Below are 16639 nucleotides of genomic sequence, written 5' to 3' on the forward strand. Positions count from 1 at the left end.
CCGCCGACCGCTTACCACTGATACGAGGCACCAATCCCGGCAGTCGTGCCACCCGCCGACATCCCAACACCCGCTTTCACCTTGATGTTGTCCTTGATACGAGCCGTACCGCCCAGTGCGATCGCCTGATAACCGTTGTAAGTCGCTGCCGCGATACCGAACGACAGTTTCTTGCCTTGATCGACTTCTGGAATCATCGTCAGCGCGGTGGCGGCGGCGATTCCCGAGTAGGCGTTCCTGGCGAGATTGTTGACCGCCTGGTTGGTCGCGTTGATACGCTGATCGGTGTAGTTGTTGGCCTGCTGAACGCCTTGTGCGACCGAGCTGTTCATCTGACCGACATTGACTGCATCCGTGTCCGCCGTACCCGCTGCGACGTTGGTGATCTGGCGTTCGTGACCCGCTGAACCCACCGATACCGAGTTATCGCGATCCGTCACCGAGCCCTGACCCAACGCCACTGAGTTCGCATTGCCAGCCTGCGAGCCCGTGCCGATCGCCGTCGAGTTGACGCCGGTCGCCGCCGCATTGGCGCCCACTGCCACCGCGTTCTCCGCTGCGGCGCTGGCGTTTGCCCCAACCACCGTGCTGCCCGCACCGGTACCCGGCATCGCCGCGTTAGCCACTGCTTCACTGTTGCGGTCCGACGACGAAACATCCGGAGTGACCGGCTGGATGTTCGACACCTGGGAACCGAGATCCTTCACCTGGCCATTGAGATCCGTCACCTGGTCCTGCAACGCCGACAGCTGGCCGTAGTTCACCGCGTCATACTGGCTCGTGCCGTTCCCCACATTGGTCAGGGTCACCGGACCTGCGCTCTGGCCTCCACCCAGCGTCACGGAACCGAAGTTCACCGAACCGTCAACGTTACGGTCGTACTGCACCGCGCCCGACAGTTGTGTTCCGACGTCGCCCACCTGGGTCTGCAGCTTCGTGATGTCCGTGGTGTTCTGCGTGACCCGGTCATCCAGGTTGGTGACGGCATCGCCTACGCTATGCACGGTCGTACCACCCACGCTGTAGCTCGGCGCGCTGACCGTACCGTCCGGGTTCACAGTCGAACCGCCACCCAGTGCCTGGGCCATGCTCGACGCCGTGCCATACAGCTGGCTGCCGTTCACCGCATCCACGCTCGACGCGTTCACCGCGCCTGCGGCCACGCCTGTCACTGTGCGGTCGCCCGCCGTGCCCGCCATGTTCACCACCGTACCGTCGGTGTCCTTGGCAACCGTAATGTCACGGGTGGTCGCGTCCTGCTGGACCAGACCCACCGAGCCATCAGCCAGTTGGTTCTGCACGTTCGTGATATTCGCGGTGTTCTGCGCGATGTCACTCGCGTTCTGCGTCGTACGGCCGTCGATGTTGGTAACAGCATCGCTGATGCTATGCACCGTCGTGCCGCCCACGGCGTAGCTCGGTGCGCTGATCGTGCCGTCCGCGTTCACGGTCGAACCGCCACCCAGTGCCTGGGCCACGCTCGATGCCGTGCCGTACAGCTGGCTGCCGTTCACCGCGTCCGTGCTGCTAGCCGACAGCGTACCGGCCGCCACATTCGTGATCTGGCGTTTGAGCGTCGCGTTGCCAACCGACACCGCATCGTCGCGGTCTGCGATCGAATCTGCACCCAGCGCCACCGAATTCGCCGCCTGTGCATTCGCCTTCGCGCCAAGGGCCGCGGATTTGTCGCCCGAGGCAGTCGAAAAGTTACCCATTGCCGCTGCACTTCCTCCGGTGGCAAGGGCGTTGTACCCCAGCGCAGAACTATCCGTACCCTGGGCCATCGCGCCTGCGCCGACCGCGGTTCCATGCGAGCCAGCTACGGTGTATGCGCCCAGCGCTACACCAGAATAACTATCGCTTACGGCCGTGTCGCCAAGTGCAATACCGCCCAGCGAAGCACGAGCGTTAGCTCCGATAGCAACACCATTGATATCCGTGTTGGAGCCGTTGCCCGAGACAAGAGGATTATTCCAGCTAGCGGTTGCTGCGCTGCCCACATTGGCGGATGCGCCCGCACCAACCGCAACCGACTTGGCTGCCGCGATCGCATCGTCCGTGCCATCCTCCAGGCCGCCCGCCTTGAAGTAGCGACTCGCGTTCGCGATTGCCTGGTTGGTCGCGTAGAGCTGCGAACCGTTCACCGCTTCGGTGCTGGTGTCGCTCAGCGCGCCGGCCTTCACGCCGCTCAGCGAGCGCACGCCATCGGTGCCACTGAAGTCCACCGTCGTGCCGTCCAGGTCCCTGGCCACCGTGATGGCCTTGCTGGTCGCGTCCTGCTGCACCAGGCCGACGCTGCCGCCGTCCAGCTGCTGCGTCAGGTTCGTGACCGAGCCTTCCACGTTGGTCACGCGGCCGTCGATGCTGGTGATTGCCGTCGTGTTGGCCGCAATGCTGGCCGTGTTGGTCGTCACGTTCTGGTTGGTCGCGTGCAGCTGCGAACCGTTCACGGCTTCGGTGCTGGTGTCGCTCAGCGCACCGGCCTTCACGCCGCTCAGCGTGCGCGCGCCATCGGTGCCACTGAAGTCCGCCGTCGTGCCGTCCAGGTCCCTGGCCACCGTGATGGTCTTGCTGGTCGCGTCCTGCTGCACCAGGCCGACGCTGCCGCCGTCCAGCTGCTGCGTCAGGTTCGTGACCGAGCCTTCCACGTTGGTCACGCGGCCGTCGATGCTGGTGATCGCCGTCGTGTTGGCCGCAACGTTCGTCGCGTTGTCGGCGATGTTCGTCGTGTTGGCCGTCACGTTCTGGTTGGTCGCGTACAGCTGCGAACCGTTCACCGCTTCGGTGCTGGTGTCGCTCAGCGCACCGGCCTTCACGCCGCTCAGCGTGCGCACGCCATCGGTGCCACCGAAGTCCACCGTCGTGCCGTCCAGGTCCCTGGCCACCGTGATGGTCTTGCTGGTCGCGTCCTGCTTCACCAGGCCGACGCTGCCGCCGTCCAGCTGCTGCGTCAGGTTCGTGACCGAGCCTTCCACGTTGGTCACGCGGCCGTCGATGCCGGTGATCGCCGTCGTGTTGGCCGCAATGCTGGCCGTGTTGGTCGTCACGTTCTGGTTGGTCGCGTGCAGCTGCGAACCGTTCACGGCTTCGGTGCTGGTGTCGCTCAGCGCACCGGCCTTCACGCCGCTCAGCGTGCGCGCGCCATCGGTGCCACTGAAGTCCGCCGTCGTGCCGTCCAGGTCCCTGGCCACCGTGATGGTCTTGCTGGTCGCGTCCTGCTGCACCAGGCCGACGCTGCCGCCGTCCAGCTGCTGCGTCAGGTTCGTGACCGAGCCTTCCACGTTGGTCACGCGGCCGTCGATGCTGGTGATCGCCGTCGTGTTGGCCGCAACGTTCGTCGCGTTGTCGGCGATGTTCGTCGTGTTGGCCGTCACGTTCTGGTTGGTCGCGTGCAGCTGCGAACCGTTCACCGCTTCGGTGCTGGTGTCGCTCAGCGCACCGGCCTTCACGCCGCTCAGCGTGCGCACGCCATCGGTGCCACCGAAGTCCACCGTCGTGCCGTCCAGATCCCTGGCCACCGTGATGTTCCGGGTCGCTGCGTCGTGCTGCACCAGACCGATCGTGCCGTCGTTCAGGTTGTTGGTGACGTTCGTGATGTCGCCACTCATCTTCGTGATGTCGGCTTTGTTGATCGCGATGTCCTTGCTGTTGTCGAGCGCGATGTTGTGGATCATCGCTAGGCCATCGTTGAGGTTATCGATGAACTCGGCGTTGTGGCGCACGTTTTCGTCGATGTTGGCAAACGCGTCACCCACGTTGTTGACCGTCGTACCGCCCACGCTGTAGCTCGGCGCGCTGATCGTGCCATCCGACTTGATCGCCGCCCCACCGCCTAGCGCATTCACCACTCCTCCGAGCTGGCTCAGATTGACGGCATCCGTACTTTGGGTACCTGCAGCCAGGTTCACGATCTGGCGTTGGCCGGTGGACGTGCCTACCGACACCGTATTCGCCCGGTCGGCCACCGAATTCACGCCCAAAGCTACGCTATTGGTGGCGGTGACCGTGCTCCCGAAACCGAGCGCCACAGAATCTGAGGCACTCACGGTTGAAGCTGGGCCGAAAGCTGCCGAGCGATCACCGTTGACAACGGCCATTTCGCCGAGTGCAATCGCGCCACCCCCGTTCGCCTTCGCCGAATCGCCGATGGCAATGGCCGAGCTACCGTCATAATTGACGTCGCCTCTAGCGTTTGCACCAGCACCAATCGCTATCGATCCAGCAGTGCTGGCAGAAGCAGCGGTGGTGGTGATGGTCGAATTGTTAATGGCAATGTTGCCGTAGGTGCCAATAGGGTTCGTAACACTAGCAGCAGCGTTCCCACTGTAGCTCGCAATTACACCCAAGGCTACGCCGATGCTACCCATCACGCAGCGTGACTTGCTGCGCTTGCCGCGACGTGCAGTGTGCTCGGATGCAGCCACCCACGACCCAAGGGCTTCACTCCAGATGCTGACATAGGACTTGTTCATGACATGATTCCTTTTAAATTTTGAAAAAGAATTGAGTTATGCGAACTAATGCCAAATCGCCGTTGCCATTTCTTGCTGTTCGATATCAGCTGCAAAAACGGGGGCGATGACGATCCAGAAAGCTCATGGCCGCAGTAAGAATCGGCCAGATTTCTGCCGAGTCAATCTAGGGCAGGCCTTTGCTAAATCTCTGTAACTGGGTTCAGTCTATATTTTTGAGATTGGATAAAAATAGGACCGGTCCGAATCGGCGCGGGCCGGTATTTGAGCGCTGCAGCGCTTGAGATGGCGGCACTGCCTGCTAACGCGGAGAGCGTGGCAAGGTCAGAAATCTTGACGGGACGGCAGATAGTGGATTTTTGGGATTGGATAAAAATAGGACAGGTCCGAATCGGCGCGGGCCGGTATTTGAGCGCTGCAGCGCTTGAGATGGCGGCACTGCCTGCTAACGCGGAGAGCGTGGCAAGGTCAGAAATCTTGACGGGACGGCAGATAGTGGAAAGGGTGCCCTATGTGTTTCATCAACTATCAACAGTTCAGCGATGCCCGTCGCCAATGCTTGCGCTGACGAGTGCAACCGCGCGCCGAACGGGTTTCAGTCGAGCTTCACGTAACAGGCGACGACCAGAAGTGAAGGCGGGGACAGGCGCAAACCGCAACGCCGCCCGCCACAGGCGGCTCAATCGACATCAAACACGCAACGAGTCGGAATCGCCGTATGATGCGGAAATCATTCCTTGCGTCCCTGATTCAGGTCCGCCATGCCATCACAGAGCACAGATTCCAGCAGGCATGGACGCGTGGTTCACACGCTCAACGGCGACTCACGCGTTGATGAGCCGAGCAGGCTGAACCGCTATCAGCGGACGCTCGTCATGGGCGCGGGCGTCGCGGTCTCGTTTGTCCTGGTGCTGTTGACCGGCGTTGTGCTGAAATCGACCGTCACGGACTACGTCGAGGATCGCTATACCGATTTCGCTCTCCGGCAGACTCGCCTGCAGCTGGAGTTTCTCGAGCGGGAAAGAACGCTGAGAGCCGCCATCCTCCATGAAGATATCGAGTTCAGTCCCGTGTTGATCAACAGCGCGCCACAGCAGGTACGGCTCGCCGCGCAACGTCACAAATACTTCTGCCGTGCACGCCGCAGAGACCCAACTGTGGTCAAGCGGTTAGTTGAGGACAGGAGTGCGACATGGTTTCCGCCAGCCACCGATCCCTTTAGCAAACAGCCCGCCATCCGGCGGTCATGCCGGCCTTCGCTTGAGCGCGAAGTGCTGACGGATCGGACCGATGCTCGATAAGAAAGCCTGCGTGCGTTCAGGATCGCACCCGCTGATGCGTGGCCATTCACGTTCTTGCGTGCCGCCAGCGCGCATTCTTCGAGAAGACGAATGGAAACCCCAGGCCGTGGCCGTGGACGATCGGTCGAAGTCGATTTTTTTCGCGGTATCGTGCTGATCGTCATCGTGCTCGATCACATTCCCGGCAGCACGCTATCGCATCTGATGCTGCACGCGTACGCGTTGTGCGATTCGGCCGAGGTGTTCGTGTTTCTCGGCGGCTATGCATCGGCGGCGGCGTATACGGCGGTGCTTGCGCATCGCGGCGAACACGCGGCGCAGCTGCGCTTCCTCAAACGCTGCGGGGAGATCTATCGCGCGTATCTGTTGACGGCGGTGCTGACGCTCGTGTCCGGAGCGATTCTCGCGCTGCTCGATCTGAATCGGCCGATGGTAGAAATGACCGGCTGGCCGCCGTTCGCGTTGCAGCCATGGCGTCAAGCATTCGATATCGCGCTGTTGCGCCGGCAACCGTATCTGTCCAGCGTGCTGCCGATGTACGTGCTGTTCGCGCTATGCGTGCCCGTGATGGTGCCGCTCGCGCGCCGCTCTGCATCGCTCGCGCTCGCGGTGAGCGTCGCGGTGTGGGCCGTCGCGCGGCCGCTCGCCGCGTTATTCAGCATTGACGCTATCGCCGACTGGGCTTTTAATCCGTTTGCGTGGCAACTGATGTTCGTGCTCGGTATGCTGTGCCGCGTCCAGCCCATCAGCGAACGTTTTCATGCGAGCTATGCCGCGCAGTGGCTCACGCGCGTCGCGGTGGTCGGGGTGCTTGGCTTCGCGATGGTCAAACTTTTCGTGCTGACGCAGCCTTTGTCCGGCACGCACAAGCAGAATCTTTCAGTGGAACGTGTGATCAATTTCATCGTCATCGCGTGGCTCGCCGCCCAGTTCGTGCGGATGGGCAGTATCGCGTGGCTAGCGAGGCGGCTGCCCGCCGTCGTGACGGTGGGGCGCACCGGACTCGTGTGCTTCGTGACCGGCACGCTGGTGTCGTTGATCATCGACACGGCGACACCGCACACGTTTCACGGCTTTCGCGCGGTGCTGGTCGGGCTCGGCGGCGACCTCGCGGCGATCGGCGCGCTGCTGATGATCGCCCGCGGCTGGAGCGGCTGGAAAGGGCAGCAGTCGGGCGCACAGGCGAATGGCGCGGGTTGCGGATGACACGACGCGAGCGCCGCGGGCGCATCACGACCACGATGCGCACGACGCGCAAGCTCGTTGGACTCGCGACCGTGACGAGCGTCGTCGTGCTCGCGTGGCTCGCGATGCATCGCACGGCCGCGCAGGCCAAAGAGACACCGTTCGCGATGCACTGCGCGGAGTTCGCGGGCGCGGTGCTGTCGCCCGAATTGATCGAGATGCCGACGGCCGGCGCGCTGATCGAAAGCGCGGCGATGATCGGCGCGACCGCGCCGGGCAATCAGCAAGGCGGCGAGTATTGCCGCATCACGGGGCGCATCAAGGCGCTGAATCGGACAACGCCCGACATCCGCTTCGATCTGAATCTGCCGAGTCGCTGGAATGGCCGTGCGTTGCAGATCGGCGGCGGCGGGTACAACGGCGTGGTTGTCAGCGGCACCGGCGTGATGCCGTTCTCGCCGGATCGCGCGCCGCTCGCGCAAGGCTACGCGACGTTCGGTGACGACTCGGGGCATGTCGGCGATTCGTCGCTCGCGGCGTTTGGTCTCGTCGATGAAGCGGTGACGAACTTCGGCTACGCGCATCTGAAGAAAACCCATGACGTCGCGCTCGCGTTGATCGCGCACGCGTACGGCAGGCCGCCGCAGCGCATGTATTTTGCCGGCGGCTCGACGGGGGGCCGCGAAGGCTACACGGTGATGCAGCGCTTCCCCGACGACTACGACGGCGTGATCGCCAATGCGCCCGCGCTGAATTTTTCCGGCGTGCGGCTGATCGGCGTGAAGCTCGGCCAGGCCGAGTACGGTACGCCGGGCGGCTTCGTGCCGCCGACGCTGCTCGAACGCGTCTATCAACGCACGCTCGAGGTATGCGACCGGCTCGACGGCATGGCCGACGGCATCGTCAGCGACGTCGAAGCATGTCGCGCGCACGAAGCGCAAATTGTCGATTCGCTGCGTTGCGCGCCGCGCCTTTCATCTGACGATGCGTGTCTGACCGATGCGCAACTGGCCACCTTGCTGGCGATGCGCGACGGGCTGTCGCTGCCGTATCGGCTCGCGTGGGAGGTGAGCGGCTATCGCGGCTACAACGTGTTCCAGGGCACGCAACTGACCGGCTCGCTCGGGCTCGCGCATCAGCCGCGGCGTCAACCGGTGCCGACGTTCTATCCGAACGGCTATCTGTTCGCGCAAGGCGACGGCTATCTGCGCTACTTCGTCGCGCGCGACGCGGACTTCGATTCGTTGACGTTCGATCCGCAACGCCCCGGCAAATATCGCGCGCAACTGATCGCGCTGTCGGGCACGATCGGCGCGATGAACCCCGACCTGTCGCGTTACATCGCGCACGGCGGCAAGCTGATCACGCTGCAGGGTCTCGCCGACGAAGTGATCAGCCCGAACCAGACGATCGCATATCACGACGCGCTAGTCGCGCGTTTCGGCAAGGACGAGGTGGATCGCTTCATGCGGCTGTACATGGTGCCGGGGTTTCAGCATGGCAACGGCGTGTTCATTCCATCGGTCGATCTGCTCGGCGCGCTCGACGCGTGGGTCACGCGCGGCGTCGCGCCCGAAACGCTGATGGCCACAGATCTCGCCGCGGCGACGAATGGACGCTCGCGGCCGCTGTGCCGCTATCCCGAGTTTCCGCGCTATCTCGGCCGGGGCAATGTAAATCTGGCGAGTAGTTTTGTCTGTGCGCAGCCTTGAGGTCTGAGTCGTCGCAGCGCCTGTTTGGCCGGCGAGCCGCGCAACAAAGCGTGCGGATCGAGCCGGGGCCCACGCCCGACGAGCCGACACCCCGAGCGCCAGCGCCTTTTCGCGCACGTAGCGCCGCAACCGCACGATCTGTTCGTCCGCTCGCGTGCGCTGCACGCTTTCGCACTTTCCATTACATTGCGGATGCGGCGCGTTCCTTCGCGCCGTTTCCTGTCATTCAACAGCGGTGTCGGCCATCATCGAGTCCATGCAGCCAATCGTTTCGGTCACGAATCTGTCGAAAACCTATGCCAGCGGTTTTCAGGCACTGAAGAACATCAATCTGGCGATCCACCGTGGAGAAATCTTCGCGCTGCTCGGGCCGAACGGCGCGGGCAAGACCACGCTGATCAGCATCGTCTGCGGCATCGTCAACGCGAGCGAAGGCGGCGTGACGGTGGACGGCCATGACATCGGCTCCAACTATCGCGCGGCCCGCTCGCTGATCGGCCTCGTGCCGCAGGAGTTGACCACGGACGCGTTCGAAACCGTCTGGGCCACCGTGTCGTTCAGCCGCGGCCTGTTCGGCAAGCCGAAGAACCCCGCTTACATCGAGAAAGTGCTGCGCGACCTGTCGCTCTGGGAGAAGCGCGACAACAAGATCATCACGCTGTCGGGCGGCATGAAGCGGCGCGTGTTGATCGCGAAGGCGCTGTCGCACGAGCCGCGCGTGCTGTTTCTCGACGAGCCGACCGCCGGCGTCGACGTCGAGCTGCGGCGCGACATGTGGAAGCTCGTGCGCTCGCTCGCGGCGAGCGGCGTGACGATCATCCTGACCACGCATTACATCGACGAAGCCGAGGAGATGGCCGACCGCATCGGCGTGATCAACGCGGGCGAAATCATGCTGGTCGAAGAGAAGACCGAGCTGATGCGCAAGCTCGGCACGAAGCAGTTGACGCTGCAACTGGAGAGCCCCCTCGACACGGTGCCGGCTTCGCTCGCCGGCTACGGGCTCGCGGTCGCGAACGGCGGCAACGAACTGACCTACACCTATGAAGGCGAGGGCGGGCGCACCGACATCATCGCGCTGCTGAAATCGCTCGACGACGCCGGTATCCGCTTCAAGGACCTGCACACCACGCAGAGTTCGCTCGAAGACATTTTCGTCAGCCTGCTGCGGGGGAACCCATGAACATCTACGCAATGCGCGCGATCTACAAGTTCGAAATGGCGCGCACGTGGCGCACGCTGATGCAAAGCATCATCGCGCCGGTGATTTCCACGTCGCTGTACTTCGTCGTGTTCGGCTCGGCGATCGGCTCGCGTATCAAGGAAGTGGAGGGCATCAGCTACGGCGCGTTCATCGTGCCGGGTCTGATCATGTTGTCGCTGCTGTCGCAAAGCATCGCGAACGCGTCGTTCGGGATTTACTTCCCGCGTTTCACGGGCACGATCTACGAGCTGCTGTCGGCGCCCGTATCGTATCTGGAGATCGTCGTCAGCTATGTGGGCGCGGCGGCCACCAAGTCGATCCTGCTCGGGCTCATCATTCTCGCGACCGCCGCGCTGTTCGTGCCGTTGCAGATCATGCATCCATTATGGATGGTGCTGTTTCTCGTGCTGACGGCCGTCACGTTCAGTCTGCTCGGCTTCATCATCGGCATCTGGGCGGACAGCTTCGAGAAGCTGCAACTGGTGCCGCTCCTGATCGTCACGCCGCTCACGTTTCTCGGCGGCGCCTTCTATTCGGTGGACATGCTGCCGCCGTTCTGGCACGCCGTCACGCTGTTCAATCCGATCGTTTATCTGGTCAGCGGATTTCGCTGGAGCTTCTACGAGTTGGGCGACGTCGGCGTCGGCCTGAGTCTCGGCATGACACTGCTGTTCCTCGCGGTGTTCCTCGTGATCGTCGGCTGGATCTTCAGGACCGGCTATCGCTTGAAAAGCTGATAAGACCGCGCGATTAGCAGAGGGCGCGACAGCGAAAAGCCGTCGCGCCCTCTTCATCGATACGCGCAGACGCCGACTACAACAGATACGCCTGCGCGACATTGATCAACTGCACGCGGTTGCGCACGTTGAACAGCTGCCGCAAGCGCCGCAGATGATAGTCGACGTTATGCGGCGAGAGCCCGAGGAAATACGCGATTTCCTTGTCGCGCTGCCCCTGCACGACCGCCTTCAGCACCGCGTGCTGCAGCGTGCTCAGCGCGACGCGCTGCTGCTGCGCGGGCGCGATGCCGATCACGCTTTTCGCGTGCATCCAGATGAACTCATGAATCGAGTGCGCGAACATCAGCGTTTCCGCGACGATCGATTCGGTCATCCAGCGCGGGTTGCCGATCTCCGAATTGAAGCACAGGCTCGCGCTCAGCTCCGGCTCCGGCAGCGGCATCTGCGTGAGAATGCCGCTCTTGCGGCCGGTCGCCTCCAGCATGTCGATCAGCGCGCCGAGCCGCTCGCTGCGCAGCTGCGCGCGCGGCAGGTCGGCGCGCAGGTCGGCGGTATTCCACAGAAACGGCATGCCGGTCGGCGACGCGAGCGCGACGCGCGGATCGAGCTCGAAATAGCGCTCGCGGAAATAGCGCGTGAGCCATGCCTGCGACTCGTAGCTCGTCAACACGAACATCGTCTTGTGATGCGAAGACGTGCGTGTCGCGGTATAGCTGAACGAGTCGAAGCCCAATTGCCTGATGCGCTGTCGCACGAACTCCATGCGGTCCTGCGCGCTGCCGAACCGTCCGAGCGGACCGATCAGCGGCGCGGCCCGCCGCGCTGCGGGCGACGGCGTGCCGATTTCTTCCTCGGTGAACAGAGTCAGAAAGCCACTGCGACCCGCACCATTCGCGGCGCGGGGAGACATCTTCACTGCTTCAGCCGCGTGGGCTGATTGCGCGGCGTGCCGCGCGCCGGCCGGGTAAGCCGGTTGGGCGGATGCCGCTCTCGGGTGTGCTGCCGACGCGTGCCCGGCTTCGCCTTGCGGCGAGCCGGTCAGCCATTGCGGCAGCGTATCGCATTCATGTTCCATGAAACGGTAGCTCCGGCGTTCTAAACGCGTGAAAGACGACAACCTCAATGATTAGCGATTTCGTGAAATGTCGGTAGCCGGTTCCTTGCTATCATTTTTGTGATCTTGCGCTGACAGTGGACCGGCAATACGGGTACGGCGGCGTTTCTCCTTCCATACGGCACCTCCTTCGAGGGGATCTGATGGCACGAATTCCCAAGCTCACGACGACGCTCGCCTACGACCGCTACATGGCCGGCCAGCGACTCGTGTCGAGCGTGGATCGCGAGTGGCGGCATCTGGTGCTGCGCTCGTATCTCGAGCCGGTGCGGCAAGACCTGCTCGAAGCGCCCGGTTTGCGCGACTTCACGCTGATGACGCTCGCGAGCGGCGCCGAGCATCTCGAACGCAACCTCGGCGGAGCTTGGGAAAGCGCCGATATGCGCGTGAACGACCTGTGGTTCGTGCCGCCCACGCCGATCTCGTGGCGCTGGCATTCGATCAGCGACGAGCCGTTGTCTACGTTGCACGTGCACATCGAGCGCGATTTGATCGACAGCGTCGCGCAACAGATGGGGCTCGACGCGTCGCGTGAACTGTCGCTCGGCGACGCGATGCGCTTCAACGATCCGCTGATCGCCGCGATGCTTGCCGCGCTGCATCGCGCCGCCCGCGATCCGGCCGATTCGCGTCTGTATGTCGATACGCTGGCTCACGCGCTCGCCGCGCACCTGTTGCAGCACTATTCCAGCGGCAACGACGCGCGGCGCGGCGGCGCGACGCGGCCCGAACGGCTGGTGCCGCGCCGGATTCGCCGAGTGACCGAGTACATCCGCACCAATCTCGCCGAAGATCTGGCGATCGCCGAACTGGCCGAGCAGGCCGGCCTAAGCAGTTTTCATTTTGCTCGGGTGTTTCGCCGCGAGACCGGGGAGACGCCGCATCAGTTCGTGACGCGCTTGCGGCTCGAGGAAGCGGCGAGGCTGCTGCGCGCCACGGATCGAACCGTGCTGCAAATCGCGCTCGAAGTTGGCTTCGAGAATGCCAGTCATTTCTCCGTGCAGTTCAAGCGTGGCTATGGTGCGACGCCGCTCGCCTACCGGCTGCGCGCTTGAGATGCACGCCGGCTGATGCTTGCCTGCGCACGCCGTAACGGCTCGCCTTTCTACAGTCGGAATCACGCACTTGCGCAGTGTGCTTTGCATTGCGCGGCTTGCAAACTACGAACTTTCGTGGCGGCGCGCGGTGCAAAACTGGCATGGCACGTGGAGCAAGGCTTCGCGGTTCGGCCGGCCGCCCGCGATCGGACGTGGTCTAACTGGACTGACCGCAGCGCCGACAACTGTATCTGTCGAAACCTTGCATCGGACGACAGAATCGAACCGCTTTTGAACCCCACATACCGGATAACGCGCCATGACCCGACTCAAGATGACCGCCTGCGGCCACGCCTTCATCGCCGAAACCCATCCCGATGCGCCGCAGACCGTGGCCGCCTTCCTGAAGCTGCTGCCGTACCGGCAGAAGCTGATCCATGTGCGCTGGAGCGGTGAGGGCTGCTGGGTGCCGCTCGGCGAATTCAAGCTCGAGAACGACGGCGTCGCGGTCGGCTTCGAGAATCACACGAGCCATCCATCGGTCGGCGACATCCTGTTCTATCCGGGCGGCTATAGCGAGACCGAGATCATCCTCGCATATGGCTCATGCTGCTTCGCGAGCAAGATGGGGCAACTCGCGGGCAATCATTTTCTGACGATCGTCGAAGGCAAGGAAAAACTGCGCGAGCTCGGCACGAAGGTGCTGTGGGAAGGCGCGCAGGAGGTGGTGTTCGAGAGGCTTTGAGCGAGCCGCATTTCCTTGCTGGGCATACGCGATGCTTGTTTGAAGAGCCGCGTGCGGTCAGGTATCGATCCGGCACCGACCACGCACGTGAGGCACTCGACACCGCTGGCCCGCCCGGCGAGGAGGAGCAAATGCGAGGCATAAATGACAAGGTCCGCGCTGTAGTTTTTGCCATGTCGATCGTGGTGCTTTCGGCTTGCGGCGGGGGCGGTGACGGCAGCGGCGGGTCGAGTAGCGGCGGCAGCACGGCGGCCGAGCCGGCTGGCGGCGTCAAGCTGCAGGTCGTGTCGTTCGGCGACAGCCTCTCGGACGTCGGGACTTATGCGCCGCTGGCGAGCGCGGTGGGAGGCGGGCGTTTCACGACCAACCCCGGCGAGGTGTGGTCCCAGCAGGTCGCGCAATACTACGGCGATACGCTCAGCGCCGCGTTCACGATCGATTTCACGCATAAGCTGAGTGCGCAGAGCGGCCTCGGTTACGCGGAAGGGGGCTCGACGGTGGCGACGCCGGCGAACCAGTACGACTATCTGAGCGACGTCATCGGCAACGTCGAAATGCCTGTCAATCAGCAACTGTCGAGCTATCTGAGCGCTCACGGCAGCTTCAACGCCAATCAGCTCGTGCTCGTGTGGGTGGGCGCGAACGATGTGCTCCGCGCCGGCAACCTGCCCGCCGCGGCGCCGATCGTGCAGGCGGCGGCCACGACACTCGCCCAGCTCGTCGGGCAGATCGTGCAGAACGGCGGCGCGCATGTGGTGGTGATCAATCTGCCGAATATCGGGCTGTCGCCGAAGGGGCTCGCTTCGGCCGATGGTGGCGCGAACCTCACGCAGTTGTCGCAGCTTTTCAACGCTACGTTGAACACCGCGTTGCAAACCGATGGGCTGCAGTCGAAGGTGATCGAGGTCGATTCGTACACGTGGACGAATCAGGTCATCGGAAGCTTTCAGGCGAACGGTTTTACCGTGTCGAATACGGGGCAGGCCTGCGATCCGAAGAAAACGCCCGATGACACCGCGCTGCTATGTTCGCCGGCGACCTATGTGAGCGCCAATGCGGATCAGACTTACATGTTCGCGGATGATTTGCATCCGACGACGCATATGCATGCGTTGTTTGCGCAGTTCGTCGAGCAGCAGATCGCGCATAGTGGGTTGGGGCGGTGAGGGGAGACTACGGCGGGGCGCGCTATCGGCACCCCGCCCCTGAACCAGGCCGGGGTGCGCACCCCATCAGGTCATCACTTGAACAACTTCATCGCCTGCGTCAGCGTATTGATCACCCCCCAGGCAAGCGGAATCATCACATACACCCAGAACACCGCGAGCATCACCTTGTTGGTCGGATGTACGGTTTGAACGGTCGACATACGGATCTCCTCACGCGCCCTTGGCGACTTGTGCATCGGTCATGTGGTGCTTCTCATCCACACGCTTGACCAGCAGGTTGCAGATAAAGCCGATTACGAGCAGCACGGCCATGATGTGCACGGTCATCGTGTACGCGTCCGCTTTGGCGACACCGTTCGCGACTTCATATGCGCGGATGTAATTGACGAGCACCGGACCCGCTACGCCCGCCGCCGCCCACGCGGTCAGGAGCCGTCCATGAATGCCGCCGACGAACGCCGTACCGAACATGTCGGCGAGATAGGCCGGCACCGTCGCGAAGCCGCCGCCGTACATGGACAGGATGATGCAGTACGTCAGCACGAACAGCGCGATCTGTCCGTTCGCGGCAAAGCTGGGCACGAAGTAGTAGAGCACCGCGCCGAGCACGAAGAAGATGGCGTAGGTGTTCTTGCGACCGATCCAGTCCGATGCCGACGACCACACGAAACGTCCACCCATGTTGAACAGCGACAGCAATCCGACGAAGCCGGCCGCAGCCGACGCCGTCACGGTGTTCTTGAAGCTCTCCTGGATCATCACCGAGGCCTGGCCGAGAACGCCGATCCCGGCCGTCACGTTCAGGAACAGCACGAACCAGATCAGATAGAACTGCGGTGTTTTCAACGCCTGATCGATATGCACGTGGTTGCGCGAGATCAGCCGGTGCTGCGTGACTTCGGGCGGCGTCCAGCCGGCCGGCTTCCAGTCGGCGGGCGGCACGCGGATCGCGAGCGCGCCGACCGTCATCGAGATGAAGTAGACGATGCCGAGCACGACGAAGGTCTCAGCGACGCCCACGCTCGTTGCGCTATGAAAGTGGTTCATCAGCGCGACCGACAACGGCGCCGCGATCATCGCGCCGCCACCGAAGCCCATGATCGCCATGCCGGTCGCCATGCCGCGGCGGTCCGGGAACCAGCGGATCAGCGTCGACACCGGCGACACATAACCGAGCCCCAGCCCGATCCCGCCGATCACGCCGTAGCCGAGATATAGCAGCACGATCTGATGCAGATAGACGCCGAGCGCGGACACCAGGAACCCGCCGCCGAAACAGCATGCTGCCGTGAACATGGTGCGGCGCGGACCGACGTGTTCGAGCCATTTGCCCGCGAATGCCGCCGACAAACCGAGGAACACGATCGCGAGCGAAAAGATCCAGCCGAGCGCGGTCAGCGACCAGTCATCTGGCGCGGACTGGGTGATGCCGATCACTTTGGTCAGCGGTCCGTTGAATACCGAGAACGCATAGGCCTGACCGATGCACAGATGCACGGCGAGCGCCGCGGGGGGCACCATCCAGCGCGAAAAGCCGGGCTGTGCGACGGTGGCCTGTTTGGAAAAAAATGGGGCTGAGCCTCGTTGGCCGCCCGGCTCGCTGATGCTACTCATAAGTGGGTCTCCTTACAGTTGTTCTGTTTATCGGCGCTTCGTGCATATACCTTGAGGCGGCGCAGTGTAACTTGCGCACGCCGTCGCGTCATCGCTATATGTACTTTCATTTCATATGACCTGGATCCACGTACCCAAAATCGCGCCTGGCTCGACAATAGGACCTGGACGATGGCTTCGCAATATGAAGCACGCGGACATAAGGTGTGAACCTGGTGAAACGCGGGTATTCTTCACGCGATCGTGCAAATCGTGGGACGCTCCGAGCGGGTTGCGTCGTACTTCTGACTAGAGCCACTATGCAAAGTCAGCAATAAACGAGACGCGCACGACGCGCGGCACAAAA

11 protein-coding genes and 3 pseudogenes are annotated in these 16639 nt (G+C 63.0%); 7 read left to right on the forward strand and 7 right to left on the reverse strand.

Translation table 11 applies throughout. The features are described 5' to 3' along the window. Positions 1 to 11 precede the first annotated feature (11 nt). The 4 genes and pseudogenes from OKW40_RS34140 to OKW40_RS34155 form a co-directional block, all read right to left on the reverse strand. Entirely contained in the window at positions 12 to 4367 is a 4356-nt protein-coding gene (locus OKW40_RS34140) for a beta strand repeat-containing protein (protein WP_429493984.1), read from the reverse strand. Positions 4368 to 4379: 12 nt separating this feature from the next. Then, a pseudogene (locus OKW40_RS34145) lies at positions 4380 to 4472 on the reverse strand (ESPR domain-containing protein); the annotation flags it as partial. Positions 4473 to 5520: 1048 nt separating this feature from the next. After that, positions 5521 to 5602 (reverse strand): annotated as a pseudogene (locus tag OKW40_RS34150) (IS6 family transposase); the annotation flags it as partial. Between the two features lie 126 nt (positions 5603 to 5728). Next, a pseudogene (locus tag OKW40_RS34155) lies at positions 5729 to 5833 on the reverse strand (IS6 family transposase); the annotation flags it as partial. 30 nt (positions 5834 to 5863) lie between these two features. On the opposite strand from OKW40_RS34155, the gene OKW40_RS34160 reads away from it, so the two are divergent. The 4 genes from OKW40_RS34160 to OKW40_RS34175 all read left to right on the forward strand — a co-directional run bounded on the left by OKW40_RS34160 (position 5864) and on the right by OKW40_RS34175 (position 10611). Further along, positions 5864 to 6979 carry an OpgC domain-containing protein gene (locus OKW40_RS34160; protein WP_429493512.1) on the forward strand — a complete coding sequence of 372 codons (1116 nt, stop codon included), beginning with the start codon at positions 5864 to 5866 and terminating at the stop codon, positions 6977 to 6979. Positions 6980 to 7014: 35 nt separating this feature from the next. Continuing rightward, complete coding sequence (locus tag OKW40_RS34165) at positions 7015 to 8670, forward strand: tannase/feruloyl esterase family alpha/beta hydrolase (protein ID WP_429493985.1); 1656 nt, start codon at positions 7015 to 7017, stop codon at positions 8668 to 8670. Positions 8671 to 8926: 256 nt separating this feature from the next. Beyond that, positions 8927 to 9853 carry an ABC transporter ATP-binding protein gene (locus tag OKW40_RS34170; protein WP_090810431.1) on the forward strand — a complete coding sequence of 309 codons (927 nt, stop codon included), beginning with the start codon at positions 8927 to 8929 and terminating at the stop codon, positions 9851 to 9853. Then, positions 9850 to 10611 (forward strand): ABC transporter permease, encoded by a 762-nt coding sequence (locus OKW40_RS34175; RefSeq protein ID WP_184060479.1) that lies wholly within the window; start codon positions 9850 to 9852, stop codon positions 10609 to 10611. Before OKW40_RS34170 ends, OKW40_RS34175 begins: the two co-directional genes overlap by 4 nt. 76 nt (positions 10612 to 10687) lie before the next feature. On the opposite strand, the gene OKW40_RS34180 is transcribed toward OKW40_RS34175, so the two are convergent. Then, positions 10688 to 11689: an autoinducer binding domain-containing protein gene (locus OKW40_RS34180; RefSeq protein WP_429493513.1), complete on the reverse strand. Its 1002-nt coding sequence runs from the start codon at positions 11687 to 11689 to the stop codon at positions 10688 to 10690. A gap of 182 nt (positions 11690 to 11871) precedes the next feature. On the opposite strand from OKW40_RS34180, the gene OKW40_RS34185 reads away from it, so the two are divergent. From OKW40_RS34185 to OKW40_RS34195, 3 genes are all read left to right on the forward strand, one after another. Continuing rightward, positions 11872 to 12783: an AraC family transcriptional regulator gene (locus OKW40_RS34185; RefSeq protein ID WP_184037292.1), complete on the forward strand. Its 912-nt coding sequence runs from the start codon at positions 11872 to 11874 to the stop codon at positions 12781 to 12783. Between the two features lie 301 nt (positions 12784 to 13084). Continuing rightward, positions 13085 to 13510 carry a DUF3830 family protein gene (locus tag OKW40_RS34190; protein ID WP_018424716.1) on the forward strand — a complete coding sequence of 142 codons (426 nt, stop codon included), beginning with the start codon at positions 13085 to 13087 and terminating at the stop codon, positions 13508 to 13510. 131 nt (positions 13511 to 13641) lie between these two features. Next, positions 13642 to 14676, forward strand: coding sequence for an SGNH/GDSL hydrolase family protein (locus OKW40_RS34195; RefSeq protein ID WP_429493514.1), 1035 nt, complete (start codon positions 13642 to 13644; stop codon positions 14674 to 14676). A 74-nt stretch (positions 14677 to 14750) separates the two neighbouring features. On the opposite strand, the gene OKW40_RS34200 is transcribed toward OKW40_RS34195, so the two are convergent. After that, positions 14751 to 14879 (reverse strand): MFS transporter small subunit, encoded by a 129-nt coding sequence (locus OKW40_RS34200; protein WP_090809263.1) that lies wholly within the window; start codon positions 14877 to 14879, stop codon positions 14751 to 14753. Positions 14880 to 14889: 10 nt separating this feature from the next. Beyond that, complete coding sequence (locus OKW40_RS34205) at positions 14890 to 16293, reverse strand: L-lactate MFS transporter (protein ID WP_187613591.1); 1404 nt, start codon at positions 16291 to 16293, stop codon at positions 14890 to 14892. Between the last annotated feature and the right edge of the window lie 346 nt (positions 16294 to 16639).

It is taken from the genome of Paraburkholderia sp. RAU6.4a (genome assembly GCF_050435625.1).
Taxonomy (GTDB): Bacteria; Pseudomonadota; Gammaproteobacteria; order Burkholderiales; family Burkholderiaceae; genus Paraburkholderia; species Paraburkholderia tuberum.